Below are 17,982 nucleotides of genomic sequence, written 5' to 3'. Positions count from 1 at the left end.
TTATGTCAAAATTTGAACCTATTCCAGAAGATTTCATGAATGTAATTTTTGGAGATGTCTACAAAAAACTTACTAATGGAGGAGACCCAAAAATGTTGGGTCCAAATAATTTTGTGCAATGGGAGCCCGTTGCTACTGTTATTGATGAAGATGCATTTGATTATGCAGTAAAAGGTGTCTTTGGTATTCCACCAAAAAAAGAAGGGATGTCTGACGAAGAATATAACGATTTACGAGCTTCTAGCAAGTGGGGGCGTTATGCACAATCTGAAGAGTTTGCAAGATTAGCAGACCAAATACCGTCTTATGTACCCAAATTAAATGGAGAAGTTAGAGAATTTAGTATTTTCAGTCCAGAGCCAGATCATACAGTATCAAATGTATATGCAGATATTTTAGATTTTAGTGTTGTTAAAAACTCTAAAACAGATCCTAAAGTTGAAAAAAAACTAGAGCTATTTAGAAAAAAATTATTTAAAACAAAAAAACTAAAAAACCCTGACTTTGATCCAGATATGATTGAGCATCCAGAAGATAATCCAAAGTATATATACCAGTCATTTATGTCTCCTATGTATGTGAAATATTTAGAATATGAAACTTTATATGAAGAAGCTGAACAAAATTTAACAGATTTACAAATACGAATTGATTCGGGTGATTCTGAAGCAATGACTGAGATGGCTATTAATGGACGAAATATTATTAGAAAAAGAGATAATGCCTTAAAACGTTGGGAAACATTAGGTTATAAAGGTAAGGTTGAAAAGATAATGAATTATATTGATGAAGTTGAAGCTAGTAATTTTATTACTGTAAAAAAACGATACGAATCAGAATTTTTAGCAGCAAAACGAACAGGGTTAGGAGGAAATAATACTTATTATTATTCTGCTCCCATACCTGCTTCTATTTTAGAAAACTCTAAAGGTTGGACTAAGTTTACTTTTAAAAAATCAAAATATGAATCTACAAGTAGAAATAAATCTCATTCATGGTCGGCTAAAGCAAGTTATTTTGGTGTTGCTAGCGTAAATAGTTCCGGAAAAATATCAAATATGTCATCAGAATTTAATTTTAATGATTTTGAAATGAGTTTTATGCTTAGTAAATGTTATGTTTCTCGCCCTTGGTTGGGATCAACTTTAATTAAGTCTAGATTTTGGAAGTATTCTAAAACAGGAAATGATGTTGTAAATAATCAAATGGTTAGCGATGGAAAAGGAGATGGTTTAATGCCTGCTATAGTAACAGAGTTATATTTTGTTAAAGACCTAAAAATAGGATTTAGAAAAGGAAGCGATTCTTATAAAAAAGCAGAAAAGCATATCAAAGCTGGAGGAGGTTTTCGATTTGGACCATTTAATCTTGGAGGTAATTATTCGTACGATGATACTAAAATAGATGCCTCAAAAGAACGCGAAGAACAAGGAGTTGCTTCTTCTGAAATTCTTTTAATAGGAAGAAAGTGTAACCTGTTACCATTAGCCCCAAACCCATTACCAAGTATTAAAGACGATGAGTGGGTTGAGGTAAATTAAAGTTTAAAAGCACTACTGTATAAATATTTACATAGTAGTGCTTTTAGTTTAATATAATTAGATAAAAAATTACCTATGAAATTTTATATTGCCTGTATTCAAAAGCTAAAAGAGCAAATAGAAATGGTTGCAAATAAAAAAAGTTTATTTGTAGCCTGTCCTTCACTTCGGGTATTTGAAGCAAATGATTTTGAATTTCTTTCTGGAAAGAAAATGGATGCTGAAACCTTTTTAAATAGTGAAGATATATCGATACAACTAAATTCAATGAGTACAAATAGTACTTATTGGGATGTGGATCCACAAATAAATATTTACGAACATTATAAACAATGTTTAGAGCAAATAAACTTAAAAGAAAAAAAAACGATACAAGCCTCGGTAGAAAATGAAGCTAAAATACTCTATAAAAATAATAAAGAGCCTTCTGAAGAGCTAGAGTTGTATAATCAAAAAATGGAAGAATATGACTTGCTAATCGATGAATTAAACAGTTTGTATATTGATTATGATAGTGCTAGCATTGAAGAAGAAAAAAAAGTTTTTTTAATGAAAGTTGATGTGCTTGAAAAAAAAATAGCATTACACTTAGCAAATTGGAAACTTAATGGGGCAAAAGATAAAATAGAAGCTGCCTTAGAAAGTTTAAATAAATTATCTGAGTATGATCAATTTTTAGCATTAAAACAAAAAGTAATAAGTGATTTAAAGAGCATTGAAGCTACAGGAATACAATCTACAAGTGTTTATGCAAAATTACAAATGATACCATATAATTTTTATGAAAATGAAAACACATGGAATACACTAGAATTAGATTATACAGAGTTAGAAGCTACATTTAATAGAGCAAAAAATAATTTAAAAGGGTTTAATGTAGATATTTTTGATTTCGATTATGATGAAAGTTTTATAAAAAAAATAACACTAAATTATTGTATCGTATCTATAAAAAGACCGTGGTTAAAAAATGAATTATTAACTTCAAATTTTACAACTGCTAAAAGTGAAAGAACGGCTTATATATATGCTGAAAAAATAGCTCTTGTAAAAGACCTCCGAGTAATTCTTAAAGATTTAACAATAGCAGAAAAAACAGAAATTCAAAATAATAGCTTCATTAAGTTTGGACCTATTTTTATGAAAAATCAATTTTTTTTAAACAAGGTTTCTAGAGAATCTTTTATCAAACCTATTGTTAATAAAAAAATTTATAGAAATAATATGGTTTTTAAAATTGATAAAAAATTAATGGCAACTTCTTCTCAATTAATGCCAACAAAGAAAGCTGTTAATTCAAAATTAACAACCCCTCTTAATAGAAAATCAATTCAAAAAAAGCAAGCGATATCACAAAGAAAAACAGTTTTTAAGCCTATGCATATGATACGAAATGTTAATATTAAACCAGGTTCTGCAAAAATAATGAATAAAGCATCTTTAAAACCATTACCTTTTAAAGCAGCAATGGTTTTTAATCCTGTTTGGATTAATACACAACACCAGTCAAACATTTTTATAACTGTAGTTGATAAATTGACTAAAGACGGAGTTTATAAAACAGAAATATCTATAAAAAATAAAAATACTAGCTATTTAAAAGTTGTTGAAACCAATGAAGAAGGTTTTGTTAAGTGTGTATTGCCTAAAGGAACTTATGATGTTAATATTCGTAAAAATGGATATAAAGAATTTAATTTTGTTCAGGCTGTATCTGAAAATAAAAATGTAACGATTAATAAAAATATAGAGCCTCAAGAGGTGGTGTATGATTCTTATTTTTTAATGGGTGTCATTGCAAAACAAATTGTTTTGTAATGTTATAACTATATTGTCTTTATAACTATTGCTTGATTTTTTACTAAAGCTTTCAAGCTAAAAATGTTCTGTTTCAAAAATCACTAATAATATCGTATTTTTGTGGGCTATAAATGTATAGGAATGAACGCAGATAAAAAAGTAGCTTTTTACACTTTAGGTTGTAAGTTAAATTTTTCAGAAACATCTACTATTGCGCGTAATTTTGTAAATGAAGGATTTAAAAGAGTTGCGTTTGAAGAAAAGGCAGATGTATATGTAATTAATACGTGCTCGGTAACTGAAAATGCTGACAAGCGTTTTAAAGCAATTGTAAAAGCAGGTTTAAAGAAAAACGAAAATGCTTTTATAATTGGTGTTGGTTGCTATGCACAATTAAAACCAGAAGAACTAGCTGCGGTAGATGGTGTTGATTTGGTATTGGGCGCTACTGAAAAATTTAACGTAACAAGTTATATTAACGACCTAACCAAAAATGAAATAGGAGAAGTTCATTCATGTGAAATACAAGAGGCAGATACCTATATTGGAGCGTATTCTATCGGAGATAGAACACGTGCTTTTTTAAAAGTACAAGACGGATGTGATTATAAATGTACATATTGCACTATTCCATTAGCTCGTGGGATTTCTAGAAGTGATACTGTAGAAAATGTACTTAAAAATGCGAAAGAAATTTCAGAAAAAGGAATTAAAGAAATTGTTTTAACAGGGGTTAATATTGGTGATTACGGAAAAGGTGAATTGGGAAATAAAAAACATGAACATACTTTTTTGGAATTAGTAAAAGCCCTAGATAAGGTTGACGGAATACAACGGATACGTATTTCATCTATTGAGCCTAATTTACTAAAAGACGAAACTATTGATTTTGTTGCTAATTCTACAACATTTGTGCCTCATTTTCACATTCCTTTGCAATCGGGTAGCGATGTGTTGTTAAAAAAAATGAAGCGTCGTTACTTGCGTAAAACATACACTGATAGGGTGGCTAAAATAAAACAAGTAATGCCTAATGCTTGTATTGGTGTAGATGTAATTGTTGGTTTTCCTGGAGAAACAGATGAGCTGTTTTTAGAAACCTATAATTATTTAAACGCCTTAGATGTTTCGTATTTACATGTATTTACCTATTCTGAAAGACCCAATACCGAAGCTGTTTTAATGGATGGGCTTGTGCCTAAAAAAGTTCGTGCAAAACGCAGTAAAATGCTCAGGGGATTATCGGTAAAAAAGCGTAGAGCCTTTTACGAAAGCCAACTGGGAAATACCACAAAAGTATTGTTTGAAAGTGAAAATAAAGAAGGATATATACAAGGCTTTACCGAAAATTATGTGAAGGTAAAAACTCCTTGGAATCCTGAGTTGGTAAACACAATTCATGCAATTACACTTACTACTATTGATGAAGATGGGTTGGTTCGGTTTAATTTTGTAAAAAACAAAGTAATTGCCTAAATTGGCATTAAAATTGACATACTAACAATAAAATAAAGTGTTTTATACTAATTATAGAGTAAAACACTTTTAATTTGGTATGTGTTAAAAGTAGCCAATATTGTCAAAAACTAAGTAAATCATAAAATTTTAAGCGCATATTTTTAGCAATAAATGCAATAATTATGTCAAAAAAAAATATGATTGTTTTTAAATTATTTGCTTTTAGCATTTTATGGGTAAATTATAAACCTATAAAAGTAGTTGTATAGTTTATTCATCATATAAAAAATATGTTGAATTAATTTAAAAAACAAACTATTTAATTTAAATGTATTCAAATGAAATATGTACTACTATTATTTGTTTTTTTAGTGTTTTTAAGTTGTAATTGTAGTAAAAAAGCAACCAAAAATGATACTCATAAACAAACAACCCTAGTGGAAGAAAACAATACAAATAAAAACGAGTTAATCGTTGAACTAAATAATCCAAATCAAATAAATGACTCTAAAGAATTAATTAAAAATAGTGGTCTTGTTTGGGATAAATTATTAGTAGATAATGATGCCGCCAAAGTTGCCGTAATTAAAGTTCCGCTTGATAAAAAAGATTTTTGGCAACAAAGATTACAACAATCAGGAATGTTTAAATTGGTAGAACCAAATAAAAAATCAACGATTAAAAAAATACAATCTGAAATTGAAAACACACTCGTTTTTTATAAAAAAAATCCTTGTTTTGGTCCGTGTCCAGTATATGAAATGCGGGTTTATAATAGTGGTAAAGTTTTATACCACGGTTTGCAACACGTTTTGGTTAGCGGAAAAAAAGAATTTAAACTCACTAAAGAACAATTTTCGACCTTAAAAGAAAAACTTGCCCATACTTCTTTCTCAACCTATAAAAAGCAGTATAGAGATTCTAGGTTAATGGATGCTAGCAGTGTATATATAAGCTACAACAAAAAACAAATAGAAATATCAGCATGGCAAAATGTACCTAATGAATTGGTTGAAGTTATAAATTATTTAAATAGTATTTTAATAGAAAAAAATCTATGAGCAATAAAACACCAATTTATTTTGTTCCAGGTTTAGGAGCGAGTTCTAAAATTTTTGAGCGATTACAAATTTCTCAAGATAAATTTGAACTCTATTATTTAGATTGGATGCTTCCGCAAACAAAACAAGAAACTATAGATAGCTATGCAAAACGGATGTGTGCACGTATTAAGCATAAAAACGTAATCTTAATAGGGGTTTCATTCGGCGGGGTTGTGGTGCAAGAAATGAGTAAGCTTATTAATACAAGAAAAGTAATTATTATTTCAAGCATTAAGAGCAATAAAGAGCTGCCAAAACGGTTAAAATTTATTAAGTTTACTAAATCCTATAAATTATTTCCTACAAAAATAGTTGCTGATTTTGAGGCGTATGAAAAATATTTTTTTAATGCCTTTCTTCAAAAAAAAGCAGCTTTGTATAAAATTTATATGTCAAAAAGAAATCCCCAATATTTAAATTGGGCAATTTATAATGTACTTAATTGGGAACAAGATCAATCACTTGATAATATCATACACATACATGGTAAGAAAGATAAGGTTTTTCCTATAAAACATATAAAAGAATCAATAGAAATTGATAATGGAACCCACGCCATGATATTAACAAAAGCCTCTTCAATTTCAAAAATTATAGAAAAAGAATGTTGTGTGGTATAGTATTTTTTGTTAACTTTTGAGCTAAGAGTTAAAAAATAAATACAACCAAAGAGTTGGTTATCTATTAAACGTAAACACAGTTATATTAAATTTATTTATATGAAAAAATCAATACGCTTATTAACTATTAGTATCGCTATTTTTTTATTTGCTATAACCCTAATGAATTATGTTAGTAAAAACAATATTCAAATTGTAAAAAATGTAAGTTATAAATATGAAATAAAGGCGTTAAAAATACCCACTTATTTAGCGTTTGCAGGAGAGCGAGTACCTACTGAAAAACCAGAAGTGAAAGAGCGTATGGATAGAGAACTACTTGTTAATACCTATTGGCAATCAAATGGCTTATTAATATTAAAAAGAGCGCACAAATATTTTCCTATTATAGAGCCGTTATTAAAAAAATATGGACTTCCTGACGATTTTAAATATTTGGCAGTAGCCGAAAGTGCTTTATTGGTAGATAATCCTTCTTCAGCTAGAGCTTCTGGGTTGTGGCATTTTTTACCGAGTACAGCTAAAGAGAAAAGATTTGGATTAGAGGTAAATAAAAATGTTGATGAGCGTTATAATATAGAAAAATCTACAAAAGCTGCGGCGATTTATCTGAAAACAGCTAAAGAAAAATTTGGCTCTTGGACACTAGCTGCCGCTTCGTATAATGCAGGAATGGGTAGGGTTTCAAAACGGTTAACAGATCAACAAGTAACGAATTATTATGACGCACTTTTACCCGACGAAACTGAACGTTATGTTTTAAGAATTGTTGCTTTAAAAGAAATTATGTCTAACCCTGAAAAATATGGATTTGTTTTTGACCAAGAAGATTTGTATACCTTAAAGCCAACATATACCATAACGATAGACAAACCGATTGCTAATTTGGCTTCTTTTGCAAAAGAACACGGAATTACCTATAAAGAGTTAAAAAGATATAACCCTTGGTTAAGAGAAAATAAACTCAATAATAAATCTAGAAAATTATATAAAATTAAAATTCCTAAGTACTAATTGTTGAGTAGCTAGTATTAAAAAAGCCTATCAAAATTTGATAGGCTTCTTTTAAAAAATTAACTAGTAATAAAATATATATTATAATACTCTTACGTTTACTGCGTTTAATCCTTTTCTACCATCTTGTAGGTCAAATTCAACTTCATCGTTTTCACGAATTTCGTCAATTAATCCTGACACGTGTACAAAATGTTCTTTGTTTGTTCCTTCTTCTGTGATAAATCCAAATCCTTTAGATTCATTGAAGAATTTTACGATACCTTTACTCATTATAAATTGTTTAACTAAGTTGCTAGTTTAATTACTAACAACCTTTTTGATTTAGCTACAAAGGTAATATTTTTAATTAAATATCTTATAATTAATTAATTTTCTTTTTGTTGTGAGATTTTATTGTACATATTTCGTTTTTGGTAAAGAATTTAAAATAATAAAAGCAGCTAAAAAGAAAACGGCTAAACTAAGCACCGACCATTGCATAGAATCTGTAATGGCATAAAGTAGCCCATATATAGAAGTGCCTAGTACAATAGCTATTTTTTCGGTAACATCATAAAAACTAAAGTAAGTAGCGTGGTCTTCGGTTTTGGGTAATAATTTTGAGTAGGTAGATCGTGTAAGCGATTGTATAGCCCCTAAAACTAATCCTAAAATAGCTCCTAAACCATAAAAGTATACTGCTACATTAGGTATGTTTTTATGCAGCATAAAAGCACAAAAACAGATAAGCATCCAAATAAAAATGGTTACTTTTAAGGCGTAAATATTTCCCTTTTTTTCTGATAATCTTGAAAATAAATAAGCACCAACAATAGCTACTAATTGAATTAATAATACGGTTATAATTAAATCTGTAGAAGCTAATTCTAGTTCGTTAGAACCAAAAATAGTAGCTAATAATATAATGGTTTGCACACCAATACTTAACAAGAAGAAAGCAATTAAAAACCGCTTTAAAGTTGGGTAATTATACATTTCTTTTAATACTGTTTTTAATTCTTTAAACCCTTTCCAGATATAATCGTTGTCGGGTTTTTTGTTGTAAATGTTGTTCGGTAGCCGTTTAAAAGTTATTTGGGCAAAACCAATCCACCAAAGCCCAACCATAACAAATGAAATTCTAGAAGCTAAATTTGTAGTAATACCAAAAGTAGTAGGTTTTAATATTAAAATTAAACACATGATTAATAAAAGCACGCTTCCAACGTATCCGTAAATAAAGCCTTTTGCGCTTGCCCTATCTTGCTGTTCAGGAAAGGCAACTTCAGGTAAATACGCATTGTAAAATACTAAACTTGCCCAAAAGCCTATGCTTGCTAAAATAGTAAAAACAATACCTATCCAAATTGTTGAAACGTCTTTGAAAAAATATAAGCTCATTACTGATAAACCTCCTAGCCAGCAAAAAAATTGCATGAATTTTTTTTTGTTTCCTGTGTAATCTGCTACGCCAGATAAAATAGGTGAAATAAAAGCTACTATTAAAAACGAAAATGATAGCGCATAACTATATAAACTATTTGGATGTTTCCATTCTGTACCTAAAAATAAAACAGTTTTTTCTTGGGTAAGTGTACTATAATATAACGGAAAAATTGCGGTACTAATTACAAGGGAGTATACCGAGTTGGCCCAATCGTAAAATGCCCAAGCATTAATTAATTTTTTATCGCCTATTTTATACATTAAGTTTGGTTTTATAGTGTAATTGAGGGGGTAAAATTGATGTAATTTTTTAGTAATAAAAAAAAACGGTCTAAAAATTATTTCTAACAATAACTCTTAGACCGTTTTTAAAACAATAAAAGAAAATATTTTTCAGTTATTGCTTGCTGAGGTCTTGCTGATTATACTTAGCGGCTAGTTTTTTAGCTTCTGGTAAAAAAGCACGTAAATTTTGAATACGAGTTTGGTTAGATGGGTGTGTACTTAGAAACTCTGGCGGAGCTTGACTAGCACTCGCTCTTTGACTCATGCGAACCCATACATTTATAGCCTCTTCACCATTGTAACCTGCCATAATCATAAAAACTAACCCTAGTTTATCCGCTTCTGTTTCGTGGGTTCTACTAAAGGCTAACATTCCTAATTGAGAGCCTACTCCGTATACCATATTCCAAAGTTGGGCTTGTTGTGGGTTTTTACTACTAGCAGTTCCTATTGCTACAGCCACGCCTCCAAGTTGTTGAATTTGGGCTGAAGACATACGCTCTTGACCGTGTTTAGCAAATGCATGTGCAACCTCGTGCCCCATAACCGAAGCAATGCCATCTGTATTAGCACAAATAGGTAAAATACCAGTGTAAAAAACTACTTTTCCACCAGGCATACACCACGCATTAACCGTTTTATCATCAATTAAGTTAAACTCCCAACGATACGCATCAGCTTCTTTTGTCATCCCATTAGCACGCATAAACCTATCTACTGCAGCGGAAATACGTTTTCCTACAGATTTGACTTCGTATGTCATGGCCGCATCTGTTGATATTTTATTTTGCTCTAAAAATCCCTTATATTGTGCAAAACTCAATGGTAAAATTTGAGCATCACTAACAAAATTTAGACGCTTTCTACCCGTAATAGGAACCGTACTACATTCAATAAATAAGAATGAAATAAGGGTTAATACAATTAATTTCTTCATTTTTTTATTTTTTGATTTGACGTGTCTTTATTTTTTTTGACAAATTTTCTAAAAAAAGTCACGTTAATTAACATTTTCTAAATTTACAAAATCTATTTTATTATAAAAATATTTTTATCAATGCCTTATTTAAATAATACAAAAACTTTGCCACCTAGCTTTAACGTTCCTAAAAAAATAATTGTATGTGCTAAGGTTTTGCAGTTTATTTCACATAATTTAGTGGCTTGGTTAGCTGCAAAATTATTTATTAGGCCTGTAAATTATCCGGTGCCTAAACGAGAAAGGTACATGGAAGATAGTGCGCAAAAAAAAGAACTTACGCTATCTAATAATGAAAAAATAAATGTGTTGTCGTATGGGTATTCTAAAAGAAAAATACTCTTGGTGCATGGTTGGTCTGGTCGAAGTACACAGCTATATAGAATAGCAGATATGCTTTTAGAAAAAGGCTATATGGTAATTTCTTTTGATGCACCAGCTCATGGAAAATCGACAGGTAAAACCTCAACTTTATTACAATTTCTAGAAACTATAAAAGTTATTCAAAAGCAATTTGGTCCATTTGAAGCAGCTGTAGGTCATTCTTTAGGAGCTATGAGTTTGTTTAGTGCCGTAAATGAAGGATTTAAGATTAAAAAAATGGTATCAATAGGAGCGGGAGATAAAATTTCAGATATTATTTTGTATTTTACCAATACTTTAAAGTTAAAACCTATTATAGCTAAAAAAATGAAAGCTATTTATGATAAAAAATGGAAACTAGATATTGATATTTATGCTTCGAGTTTAAAAGCAAAAACCATAAAAATACCAATATTAATTATTCACGATGCTAATGATGGCAATGTTCCTGTAAGTTGTGCGTTTTCTATACGTAAGAACTTACAAAATGGCGTATTGTTAATTACCCGAAATTTAGGACATGTTAAAATTTTAAATGATAAAAATACGGCAAGTAGGGTGGTTGATTTTATTAATAACTCAGATTAATTTTAGTAGAGCTAATTAAACATATTTAAATGAAACTTGTAATAATATTGAGTATACTTATTAGTAGTTTAGGGTATACGCAAACTAAACAAGCAAAAACGTATCAAGTTGTAAAGACCGAAAAACAGTGGAAAGCAGTACTTACCCCTATGCAATATTACGTTTTACGGCAAGGAGGTACAGAACATCCGTTTACCAGTAAATTAAATAAAAATTACAAAAAAGGTATTTATGTTTGTGCCGCTTGTAAAACTCCATTATATGCCTCGAAACACAAATTTGACTCGGGTACTGGTTGGCCTTCGTTTGATAAGGCTGTAAAAGGTAATGTGCAGTTGGTGGCTGATTATAGAAATAGTGGTGCTACTGAGTTAAAATGTGCTATTTGTGGCGGACATTTAGGGCATATTTTTAATGACGGTCCTAAAGAAACAACAGGTAAACGACACTGTATTAATGGTGCTGCGTTAATATTTATTGCCCAATAACTAATTGAAAAAAATATTTTTTCGAAAGCAAACCTAAAATACTTTAGCGTAAAAAAAAATCTATGAACAAATTATTAAAAACTAACAACTAATGCCTAAATTTGTGCCTCTAAAAAGAATACACGCAAACTATGTTTAATAATTTAAGTGAAAAGTTAGATAAAGCCTTACACACCTTAAAAGGACACGGTAAAATAACCGAAGTTAATGTTGCAGAAACACTTAAAGAAGTTCGTAGAGCTTTATTAGATGCCGATGTAAATTATAAAATTGCTAAAGATTTTACCAAAAAAGTACAATCTAAAGCTATGGGGCAAAATGTATTAACTACATTAAACCCAGGGCAATTAATGGTAAAGTTGGTTAAAGATGAGTTAACCGAGTTAATGGGTAGCGAAACTGTTGGTGTTAACCTAGGTGGTTCTCCTACGGTAATTTTAATGGCAGGTTTACAAGGTTCTGGTAAAACTACCTTTTCAGGTAAATTAGCGAATTACTTAAAAAACAAAAAAACAAAACAAGTTTTATTAGTAGGGTGCGATGTGTATCGTCCTGCAGCGATAAATCAGCTTCGTATAGTTGGTGAACAAATAGGGGTTGAGGTATATGCCGAAGAAGGAAATAAAAACCCTGTCGAAATTTCGCAAAATGCAATTAAATATGCCAAATCAAACGGTAAAAATGTAGTAATTATTGATACTGCAGGTCGATTAGCTGTTGATGAGGAAATGATGACCGAAATATCGAACATTCATAAAGCGGTAAATCCGCAGGAAACGCTATTTGTGGTTGACTCGATGACGGGGCAAGATGCTGTTAATACAGCAAAAGCATTCAATGATGTTTTAAATTTTGACGGTGTTGTATTAACTAAGCTAGATGGTGATACACGTGGTGGAGCAGCTTTATCTATAAAATCAGTAGTTGATAAACCGATTAAGTTTATTGGTACGGGTGAAAAAATGGATGCTGTAGATGTTTTTCATCCCGATCGTATGGCAGACCGTATTTTAGGTATGGGTGACGTTATTTCGTTAGTAGAAAGAGCACAAGACCAATACGATGAAGAAGAGGCTAGAAAGTTGCAAAAAAAGATTGCGAAAAATCAATTTGGTTTTGATGATTTTTTAAAGCAAATTCATCAAATAAAGAAAATGGGAAGCATGAAAGATTTAATAGGCATGATTCCTGGTGTTGGTAAAGCAATGAAAGACATAGATGTAGATGATGATGCTTTTAAAGGTATAGAAGCAATTATTTACTCGATGACCCCTAGTGAAAGAAGCACCCCTTCAATAATAGATGCTAGCAGAAAAAAACGTATAGCAAAAGGCTCTGGAACATCAGTGCAAGAAGTAAATCAGCTAATGAAACAATTTACCCAAATGAGTAAAATGATGAAAATGATGCAAGGTGGCGGAGGTAAAAAAATGATGCAAATGATGAAAGGGATGCAATAATTTTAACACCTATAAAGGTTTTGTGAAAAAAATTATAGTGTTCTTAATTCTTTTTTTGAGTTACCTAAGATTAAATTTGATTAATTTATATACAATATGATTTTATTAGACGGAAGAAAAACAGCCGCAGATATTAAAGAAGAAATTGCTTTAGAAGTAGCAGAGCTTAAAAAACAAGAAAAAAAAGTACCTCATTTGGCAGCTATTATTGTTGGTAATGATGGAGGAAGTTTAACTTATGTTAATGCTAAAGTAAAAGCTTGTGAGCGTGTTGGATTTGATTCTACTTTAATTAGATTACCAGAAGATACATCTGAAGAAAAGCTATTAAATGAAATTGCCAAATTAAATATTGATAATGAAATTGATGGTTTTATAGTACAGCTTCCGTTACCCGAACAAATAGACGAGCAAAAAATTTTACTAGCCATTGATTCTAATAAAGATGTTGATGGGTTTCATCCGGCTAACGTTGGTAAAATGGTTTTAAATCTGCCTACTTTTTTGTCGGCAACACCTTATGGTATTTTAGAGCTATTAGATCGATATGATATTGAAACTACAGGAAAACATGTCGTTGTAATTGGTAGAAGTCATATTGTAGGTAGTCCTGTAAGTATTTTATTATCTCAAAAACGAAAAAAGGGGAATGCCACCGTTACCATTACGCATAGTAGAACTAAAAATTTAAAAGAAATTACTTCACAAGCCGATATTATTATTGCTGCTTTAGGGGTTCCTGAATTTTTAAAAGGCGATATGGTAAAAGATGGGGTAACGGTTATTGATGTTGGCACCTCTCGTATAGCAGACCCTAGCAAAAAAAGTGGTTTTCGCTTAGTAGGCGATGTGGCTTTTGATGAGGTTTCTAAAAAAGCTAGTTATATTACTCCTGTTCCAGGAGGTGTTGGTCCAATGACTATAGCAATGTTATTAAAAAACACGCTATTAGCCAATACTAAAAAACACCGCTAAAAATAATTTTTAATAGTTGCATAAATATAAAAAAGACGACCTAAACATTTGTTTTAGGTCGTCTTTTTTTAGGCTTATTTGTTGTTAAATAAGTTTTTTATGTTACATCATACCTGGCATTCCACCACCCATAGGAGGCATTCCAGCGGCAGGAGTATCTTCTTTAATATCAATTAAAGCACATTCGGTAGTTAAAATCATACCTGCAACAGAAGCTGCGTTTTCTAAAGCTACACGAGTTACTTTTTTAGGGTCGATAATTCCTGCTTTTAACATGTCTACATAGGCTTCAGATTTAGCATCATAACCAAAATCGTTTTTACCTTCTAGTACTTTGTTAATTACAACAGAACCTTCACCACCAGCATTTTCTACAATAGTTCTTAAAGGAGCTTCAATTGCTTTGTTTACAATTTGTATACCTGTAGTTTCGTCTAAGTTATTAGTTGTTATTTTTTCTAATACTTTTTTAGCACGAACAAAAGCAACACCTCCACCAGCAACAATACCTTCTTCAACAGCAGCACGAGTTGCGTGTAAAGCATCATCTACACGGTCTTTCTTTTCTTTCATTTCTACTTCACTAGCGGCACCTACATATAATACAGCAACGCCACCTGCTAATTTAGCTAAGCGCTCTTGTAATTTTTCACGGTCGTAATCAGAAGTAGTAGTTTCTATTTGAGCTTTTATTTGGTTAACACGAGCTTTTATGTTAGCACCGTCGCCAGCACCATTAACAATAGTAGTGTTGTCTTTATCTATAGTTACTGTTTCAGCAGTACCTAATAAATCTAAAGTGGCGTTTTCTAAAGAAAAACCTCTTTCTTCACTAATTACGGTTGCACCAGTTAAAATAGCAATATCTTCTAACATGGCTTTTCTACGATCGCCAAATCCAGGAGCTTTTACAGCAGCTATTTTTAATCCGCCACGTAATTTATTAACTACTAATGTAGCTAAGGCTTGTCCGTCAACATCTTCAGCAATAATTAATAAAGGTCTTCCAGCCTGTGCTACAGGTTCTAAAATAGGAAGAATTTCTTGTAGATTAGAAATCTTTTTATCAAATAATAAGATGTATGGATTTTCTAAATCAGCAATCATTTTATCAGCATCGGTAACAAAGTAAGGTGATAAATAACCTCTGTCGAATTGCATTCCTTCAACTACATCTACATAAGTATCTGTTCCTTTTGCTTCTTCAACAGTAATTACGCCTTCTTTACCAACTTTTCCAAAAGCGGTTGCAATTAAATCACCAATAGTATTATCGTTATTTGCAGAAATAGCAGCTACTTGTTTTATTTTTTCTGAAGAATTACCTACTTTTTTAGCTTGTTTTTCTAAATCGGTAATAATAGCTTCTACAGCTTTGTCAATACCACGTTTTAAATCCATAGGGTTTGCACCTGCGGCTACGTTTTTTAATCCTTCTTTAACAATAGCTTGAGCTAAAACGGTTGCAGTTGTTGTTCCGTCTCCTGCTATATCATTGGTTTTAGAAGCAACTTCTTTTACCATTTGAGCGCCCATGTTTTCTAACTCATCTTCTAACTCTACTTCTTTAGCCACAGAAACACCATCTTTTGTTACTGTTGGGGCACCAAACGATTTTGAAATAATTACATTACGTCCTTTAGGTCCTAAAGTTACTTTTACAGCATTTGCTAATGCATCTACGCCTCGTTTTAATCCGTCGCGCGATTCTATATCAAATTTTATATCTTTTGCCATGTTTGTTTTATTTTTTTAGCCTTTAGCTTTTAATATAGGCTTAGTTTATATTTTTTAATTAAAAATTGCTATTAGTAAATCTAATAGTATAGAGAATGATTAGATAATAGCAAGAATGTCACTTTCTCTCATCATTAAATATTCTTTTCCTTCAAATTTTAATTCAGTGCCTCCATATTTTCCATATAAAACTGTGTCACCAACTTTTACAGTTAGAGGTTCATCTTTTTTTCCGGTTCCAATGGCAACAATAGTTCCTTTTTGTGGTTTTTCTTTTGCATTGTCAGGTATAATAATACCTGAGGCTGTAGTAGTTTCAGCAGCAGCAGGTTCTACAAGAACACGGTCTGCAAGAGGTTTGATATTTAATCCCATTTTATATTAGTTTTTTTGATTAATTGTTTAATGTTTTTCTGCTTCTATTTTGTCAGAAAGTATGCCAATGTAATTAAACTGACAATTTTTCTATTCAGCTGAAAAGTGTAAAAAATAATGGGCTAAAAAAATGCCAACGTGTCATTTTTCACATTGGCATTTTTTTATTTTTTATTTATAAAAAAATTATTTTACACTATCATTTTGGGTAGTTGTTGTAGTTTTAGCAGGAACTGCTGGTTTTGATGGTGTAACATTTTCTAATGTTTTTTCTAATTGAGGAACATCTTTTTGATTACCTCTATGAATAGCAAAATTTGACAATAAAATTAAGGCAAATAAAGAAATTGCTAATGTCCAAGTTGTTCTGTCTAGAAATTTATTGGTGTTTTGTACACCACCAATAGATTGTGTGCCACCGCCACCAAAAGAAGATGACAATCCTCCTCCTTTAGGGTTTTGTACCATTACTATTAAAATCAATGCAACAGCAATGATTAAAATTAAAATTAAAAGTAAACCGTAAGTTGTCATTTATTTTAAATTTTGTAAAATTTGTATTCGTTTTATCTGGTCAGCAAAGAAACCACTTTTTTCTGGATATTTCAAACTTAATATTCGATATGCTTTAATTGCATTTTCATATTTTTTTTGTTCAAGATATACTTTAGCTAAAGTTTCAGTCATTAACTGATTATTTTCTTCGTTTTGAGTAATTTTTATAGGGGTAATGTTGTTTTGAGCTCGAGGTATTTTAGGGTTGTTTTTTATAAAGGTATCTATTATTAACGATTTGTTAATGGCTTTTTTTCTAACAATAGGTTTTTTAGCCGCTAACTGTAACCATTGATTAAAAGAATAGTTTTCGTTTTTGTTAAAATTAAAAGGAGTGTTAAGCGCTAATTGTTTTTCTACCGTGTCAGGTGTTGTTTTTTCTTTAGAAGCATCTGTTTTTTTTACACGCTGAGAGTCGTTTTGTTTGGTGCTATTAAATTTTTTAGCGGTAATAAAATTAAATAAAACATTTCTGTCTGTTGTGTAAGCGGCAGTAACTTTTAATTCATTGTTATATTTAAAACTTTCTTGTTCTTTTAGAGCTTTTAAATATAATACTCTTGCCGATTGAAAATAAGGAAATTGGTTAACAATATATTTTAACTCACCAATATTGTCGTGTTCAATTTTTTCTGGATTTTTTAATATGTTTATGTAATTTTCAGTATCCACAATTTTGTTTTATAACTACCATTTTGCCACAGAAGCATTAAAAATATCTTGAGTAATTCTATCTATAATTTCGCTTAAAGCATTATCTAATACACCGCCTATTAATTGTTGATTAGCTCCGTAATCAGAATAAAAAGAAAAACTTTTTTCAAAATTATCTTTTTCGTTTAGTTTATTGGTGAACCGAACATTTATTGTAATGGTTAGCCTATTTTGAGCTGCTGTTTGATTGGCCGTAGCAGTCATCGGAGTAATTCTATAATCGGTAATTTCGCCAGATAGTTGCATGTCGCCTCCCGATTTTATTAAGCTTAGATTTGTTTGTCGGGTAAATAAATCTTGTAGTTCAGTAGTAAAACGCTGACTTAAAGTAGGTTCAATTAAGGTTGCTCTGTTAGGAAAAAAATCGATTTGTATGGTTTTTGCATCTCCTGTGTTACCTCCTGTAAAAGAGTATGCTCCGCAAGCTATTAGAATACTAAATAGGCTAATTATTAATGGTACATACAAGAGTTTTTTTATTTGCATATTGAATAATAAC

At 30.8% G+C, this 17,982-nt stretch carries 18 protein-coding genes; 10 read left to right on the top strand and 8 right to left on the bottom strand.

Annotation, left to right across the window (positions count from 1 at the left end; genetic code table 11):
* Positions 1-2 precede the first annotated feature (2 nt).
* The 6 genes from AB2B44_RS05905 (at position 3) to AB2B44_RS05880 (ending at position 7,536) form a co-directional block, all read left to right on the top strand.
* Positions 3-1,541 carry a hypothetical protein gene (locus AB2B44_RS05905; RefSeq protein ID WP_369048647.1) on the top strand — a complete coding sequence of 513 codons (1,539 nt, stop codon included), beginning with the start codon at positions 3-5 and terminating at the stop codon, positions 1,539-1,541.
* A 75-nt stretch (positions 1,542-1,616) separates the two neighbouring features.
* The gene (locus AB2B44_RS05900; RefSeq protein WP_369048646.1) at positions 1,617-3,359 is read left to right on the top strand and encodes a hypothetical protein; all 1,743 of its coding nucleotides are present in this window, start codon (positions 1,617-1,619) and stop codon (positions 3,357-3,359) included.
* 123 nt (positions 3,360-3,482) lie between these two features.
* A complete protein-coding gene (gene mtaB, locus AB2B44_RS05895; RefSeq protein ID WP_369048645.1) occupies positions 3,483-4,817 on the top strand; it encodes a tRNA (N(6)-L-threonylcarbamoyladenosine(37)-C(2))-methylthiotransferase MtaB in 1,335 nt (444 codons plus the stop codon).
* 320 nt (positions 4,818-5,137) lie between these two features.
* Positions 5,138-5,860, top strand: coding sequence for a DUF6438 domain-containing protein (locus AB2B44_RS05890; RefSeq protein ID WP_369048644.1), 723 nt, complete (start codon positions 5,138-5,140; stop codon positions 5,858-5,860).
* Positions 5,857-6,522 carry a YqiA/YcfP family alpha/beta fold hydrolase gene (locus AB2B44_RS05885; RefSeq protein WP_369048643.1) on the top strand — a complete coding sequence of 222 codons (666 nt, stop codon included), beginning with the start codon at positions 5,857-5,859 and terminating at the stop codon, positions 6,520-6,522. The genes AB2B44_RS05890 and AB2B44_RS05885 overlap by 4 nt, the downstream gene beginning before the upstream one ends.
* 99 nt (positions 6,523-6,621) lie before the next feature.
* Positions 6,622-7,536, top strand: coding sequence for a lytic transglycosylase domain-containing protein (locus AB2B44_RS05880; RefSeq protein WP_369048642.1), 915 nt, complete (start codon positions 6,622-6,624; stop codon positions 7,534-7,536).
* Positions 7,537-7,617: 81 nt separating this feature from the next.
* On the opposite strand, the gene AB2B44_RS05875 is transcribed toward AB2B44_RS05880, so the two are convergent.
* The 3 genes from AB2B44_RS05875 to AB2B44_RS05865 all read right to left on the bottom strand — a co-directional run bounded on the left by AB2B44_RS05875 (position 7,618) and on the right by AB2B44_RS05865 (position 10,186).
* Positions 7,618-7,809 (bottom strand): cold-shock protein, encoded by a 192-nt coding sequence (locus tag AB2B44_RS05875; protein ID WP_369048641.1) that lies wholly within the window; start codon positions 7,807-7,809, stop codon positions 7,618-7,620.
* Positions 7,810-7,929: 120 nt separating this feature from the next.
* Positions 7,930-9,225 (bottom strand): MFS transporter, encoded by a 1,296-nt coding sequence (locus AB2B44_RS05870; RefSeq protein WP_369048640.1) that lies wholly within the window; start codon positions 9,223-9,225, stop codon positions 7,930-7,932.
* Between the two features lie 136 nt (positions 9,226-9,361).
* A complete protein-coding gene (locus tag AB2B44_RS05865) occupies positions 9,362-10,186 on the bottom strand; it encodes a M48 family metallopeptidase (RefSeq protein WP_369048639.1) in 825 nt (274 codons plus the stop codon).
* A gap of 120 nt (positions 10,187-10,306) precedes the next feature.
* Here AB2B44_RS05865 and AB2B44_RS05860 point away from each other — a divergent pair, with 120 nt between their 5' ends.
* The 4 genes from AB2B44_RS05860 (at position 10,307) to folD (ending at position 14,102) form a co-directional block, all read left to right on the top strand.
* Positions 10,307-11,179 (top strand): alpha/beta fold hydrolase, encoded by an 873-nt coding sequence (locus AB2B44_RS05860; protein WP_369048638.1) that lies wholly within the window; start codon positions 10,307-10,309, stop codon positions 11,177-11,179.
* A 29-nt stretch (positions 11,180-11,208) separates the two neighbouring features.
* A complete protein-coding gene (gene msrB, locus AB2B44_RS05855) occupies positions 11,209-11,667 on the top strand; it encodes a peptide-methionine (R)-S-oxide reductase MsrB (protein ID WP_369048637.1) in 459 nt (152 codons plus the stop codon).
* Between the two features lie 131 nt (positions 11,668-11,798).
* On the top strand, positions 11,799-13,127 hold the full coding sequence (ffh, locus tag AB2B44_RS05850; RefSeq protein WP_369048636.1) for a signal recognition particle protein: 1,329 nt from the start codon (positions 11,799-11,801) through the stop codon (positions 13,125-13,127).
* 96 nt (positions 13,128-13,223) lie between these two features.
* Positions 13,224-14,102, top strand: a complete 879-nt coding sequence (gene folD / locus AB2B44_RS05845) for a bifunctional methylenetetrahydrofolate dehydrogenase/methenyltetrahydrofolate cyclohydrolase FolD (RefSeq protein WP_369048635.1) — start codon at positions 13,224-13,226, stop codon at positions 14,100-14,102.
* Positions 14,103-14,204: 102 nt separating this feature from the next.
* On the opposite strand, the gene groL is transcribed toward folD, so the two are convergent.
* The 5 genes from groL to AB2B44_RS05820 all read right to left on the bottom strand — a co-directional run bounded on the left by groL (position 14,205) and on the right by AB2B44_RS05820 (position 17,963).
* Positions 14,205-15,839 (bottom strand): chaperonin GroEL, encoded by a 1,635-nt coding sequence (groL, locus tag AB2B44_RS05840; protein WP_369048634.1) that lies wholly within the window; start codon positions 15,837-15,839, stop codon positions 14,205-14,207.
* Positions 15,840-15,938: 99 nt separating this feature from the next.
* Entirely contained in the window at positions 15,939-16,214 is a 276-nt protein-coding gene (groES, locus tag AB2B44_RS05835; protein WP_369048633.1) for a co-chaperone GroES, read from the bottom strand.
* Positions 16,215-16,400: 186 nt separating this feature from the next.
* Positions 16,401-16,748 carry a preprotein translocase subunit SecG gene (secG, locus tag AB2B44_RS05830; RefSeq protein ID WP_369048632.1) on the bottom strand — a complete coding sequence of 116 codons (348 nt, stop codon included), beginning with the start codon at positions 16,746-16,748 and terminating at the stop codon, positions 16,401-16,403.
* The gene (locus tag AB2B44_RS05825) at positions 16,749-17,441 is read right to left on the bottom strand and encodes a hypothetical protein (protein ID WP_369048631.1); all 693 of its coding nucleotides are present in this window, start codon (positions 17,439-17,441) and stop codon (positions 16,749-16,751) included.
* A 15-nt stretch (positions 17,442-17,456) separates the two neighbouring features.
* Complete coding sequence (locus AB2B44_RS05820) at positions 17,457-17,963, bottom strand: LptE family protein (RefSeq protein ID WP_369048762.1); 507 nt, start codon at positions 17,961-17,963, stop codon at positions 17,457-17,459.
* Between the last annotated feature and the right edge of the window lie 19 nt (positions 17,964-17,982).

The sequence above is a fragment of the Tenacibaculum sp. UWU-22 genome, assembly GCF_041021355.1.
Taxonomy (GTDB): domain Bacteria; phylum Bacteroidota; class Bacteroidia; order Flavobacteriales; family Flavobacteriaceae; genus Polaribacter.
This window is presented reverse-complemented; position numbering and strand designations above follow the sequence as displayed.

What these genes read in the sequence shown, in the direction of transcription:
- mtaB (WP_369048645.1), top strand. Translation starts at nt 3,483, where the DNA reads ATGAACGCAGATAAAAAAGTAGCTTTTTACACTTTAGGTTGTAAGTTA.
- groL (WP_369048634.1), bottom strand. Translation starts at nt 15,839, where the DNA reads ATGGCAAAAGATATAAAATTTGATATAGAATCGCGCGACGGATTAAAA.
- AB2B44_RS05870 (WP_369048640.1), bottom strand. Translation starts at nt 9,225, where the DNA reads ATGTATAAAATAGGCGATAAAAAATTAATTAATGCTTGGGCATTTTAC.
- AB2B44_RS05880 (WP_369048642.1), top strand. Translation starts at nt 6,622, where the DNA reads ATGAAAAAATCAATACGCTTATTAACTATTAGTATCGCTATTTTTTTA.
- folD (WP_369048635.1), top strand. Translation starts at nt 13,224, where the DNA reads ATGATTTTATTAGACGGAAGAAAAACAGCCGCAGATATTAAAGAAGAA.
- AB2B44_RS05900 (WP_369048646.1), top strand. Translation starts at nt 1,617, where the DNA reads ATGAAATTTTATATTGCCTGTATTCAAAAGCTAAAAGAGCAAATAGAA.
- AB2B44_RS05865 (WP_369048639.1), bottom strand. Translation starts at nt 10,186, where the DNA reads ATGAAGAAATTAATTGTATTAACCCTTATTTCATTCTTATTTATTGAA.
- AB2B44_RS05890 (WP_369048644.1), top strand. Translation starts at nt 5,138, where the DNA reads ATGAAATATGTACTACTATTATTTGTTTTTTTAGTGTTTTTAAGTTGT.
- groES (WP_369048633.1), bottom strand. Translation starts at nt 16,214, where the DNA reads ATGGGATTAAATATCAAACCTCTTGCAGACCGTGTTCTTGTAGAACCT.
- AB2B44_RS05860 (WP_369048638.1), top strand. Translation starts at nt 10,307, where the DNA reads ATGCCTTATTTAAATAATACAAAAACTTTGCCACCTAGCTTTAACGTT.
- AB2B44_RS05905 (WP_369048647.1), top strand. Translation starts at nt 3, where the DNA reads ATGTCAAAATTTGAACCTATTCCAGAAGATTTCATGAATGTAATTTTT.
- AB2B44_RS05875 (WP_369048641.1), bottom strand. Translation starts at nt 7,809, where the DNA reads ATGAGTAAAGGTATCGTAAAATTCTTCAATGAATCTAAAGGATTTGGA.
- secG (WP_369048632.1), bottom strand. Translation starts at nt 16,748, where the DNA reads ATGACAACTTACGGTTTACTTTTAATTTTAATTTTAATCATTGCTGTT.
- AB2B44_RS05885 (WP_369048643.1), top strand. Translation starts at nt 5,857, where the DNA reads ATGAGCAATAAAACACCAATTTATTTTGTTCCAGGTTTAGGAGCGAGT.
- msrB (WP_369048637.1), top strand. Translation starts at nt 11,209, where the DNA reads ATGAAACTTGTAATAATATTGAGTATACTTATTAGTAGTTTAGGGTAT.
- ffh (WP_369048636.1), top strand. Translation starts at nt 11,799, where the DNA reads ATGTTTAATAATTTAAGTGAAAAGTTAGATAAAGCCTTACACACCTTA.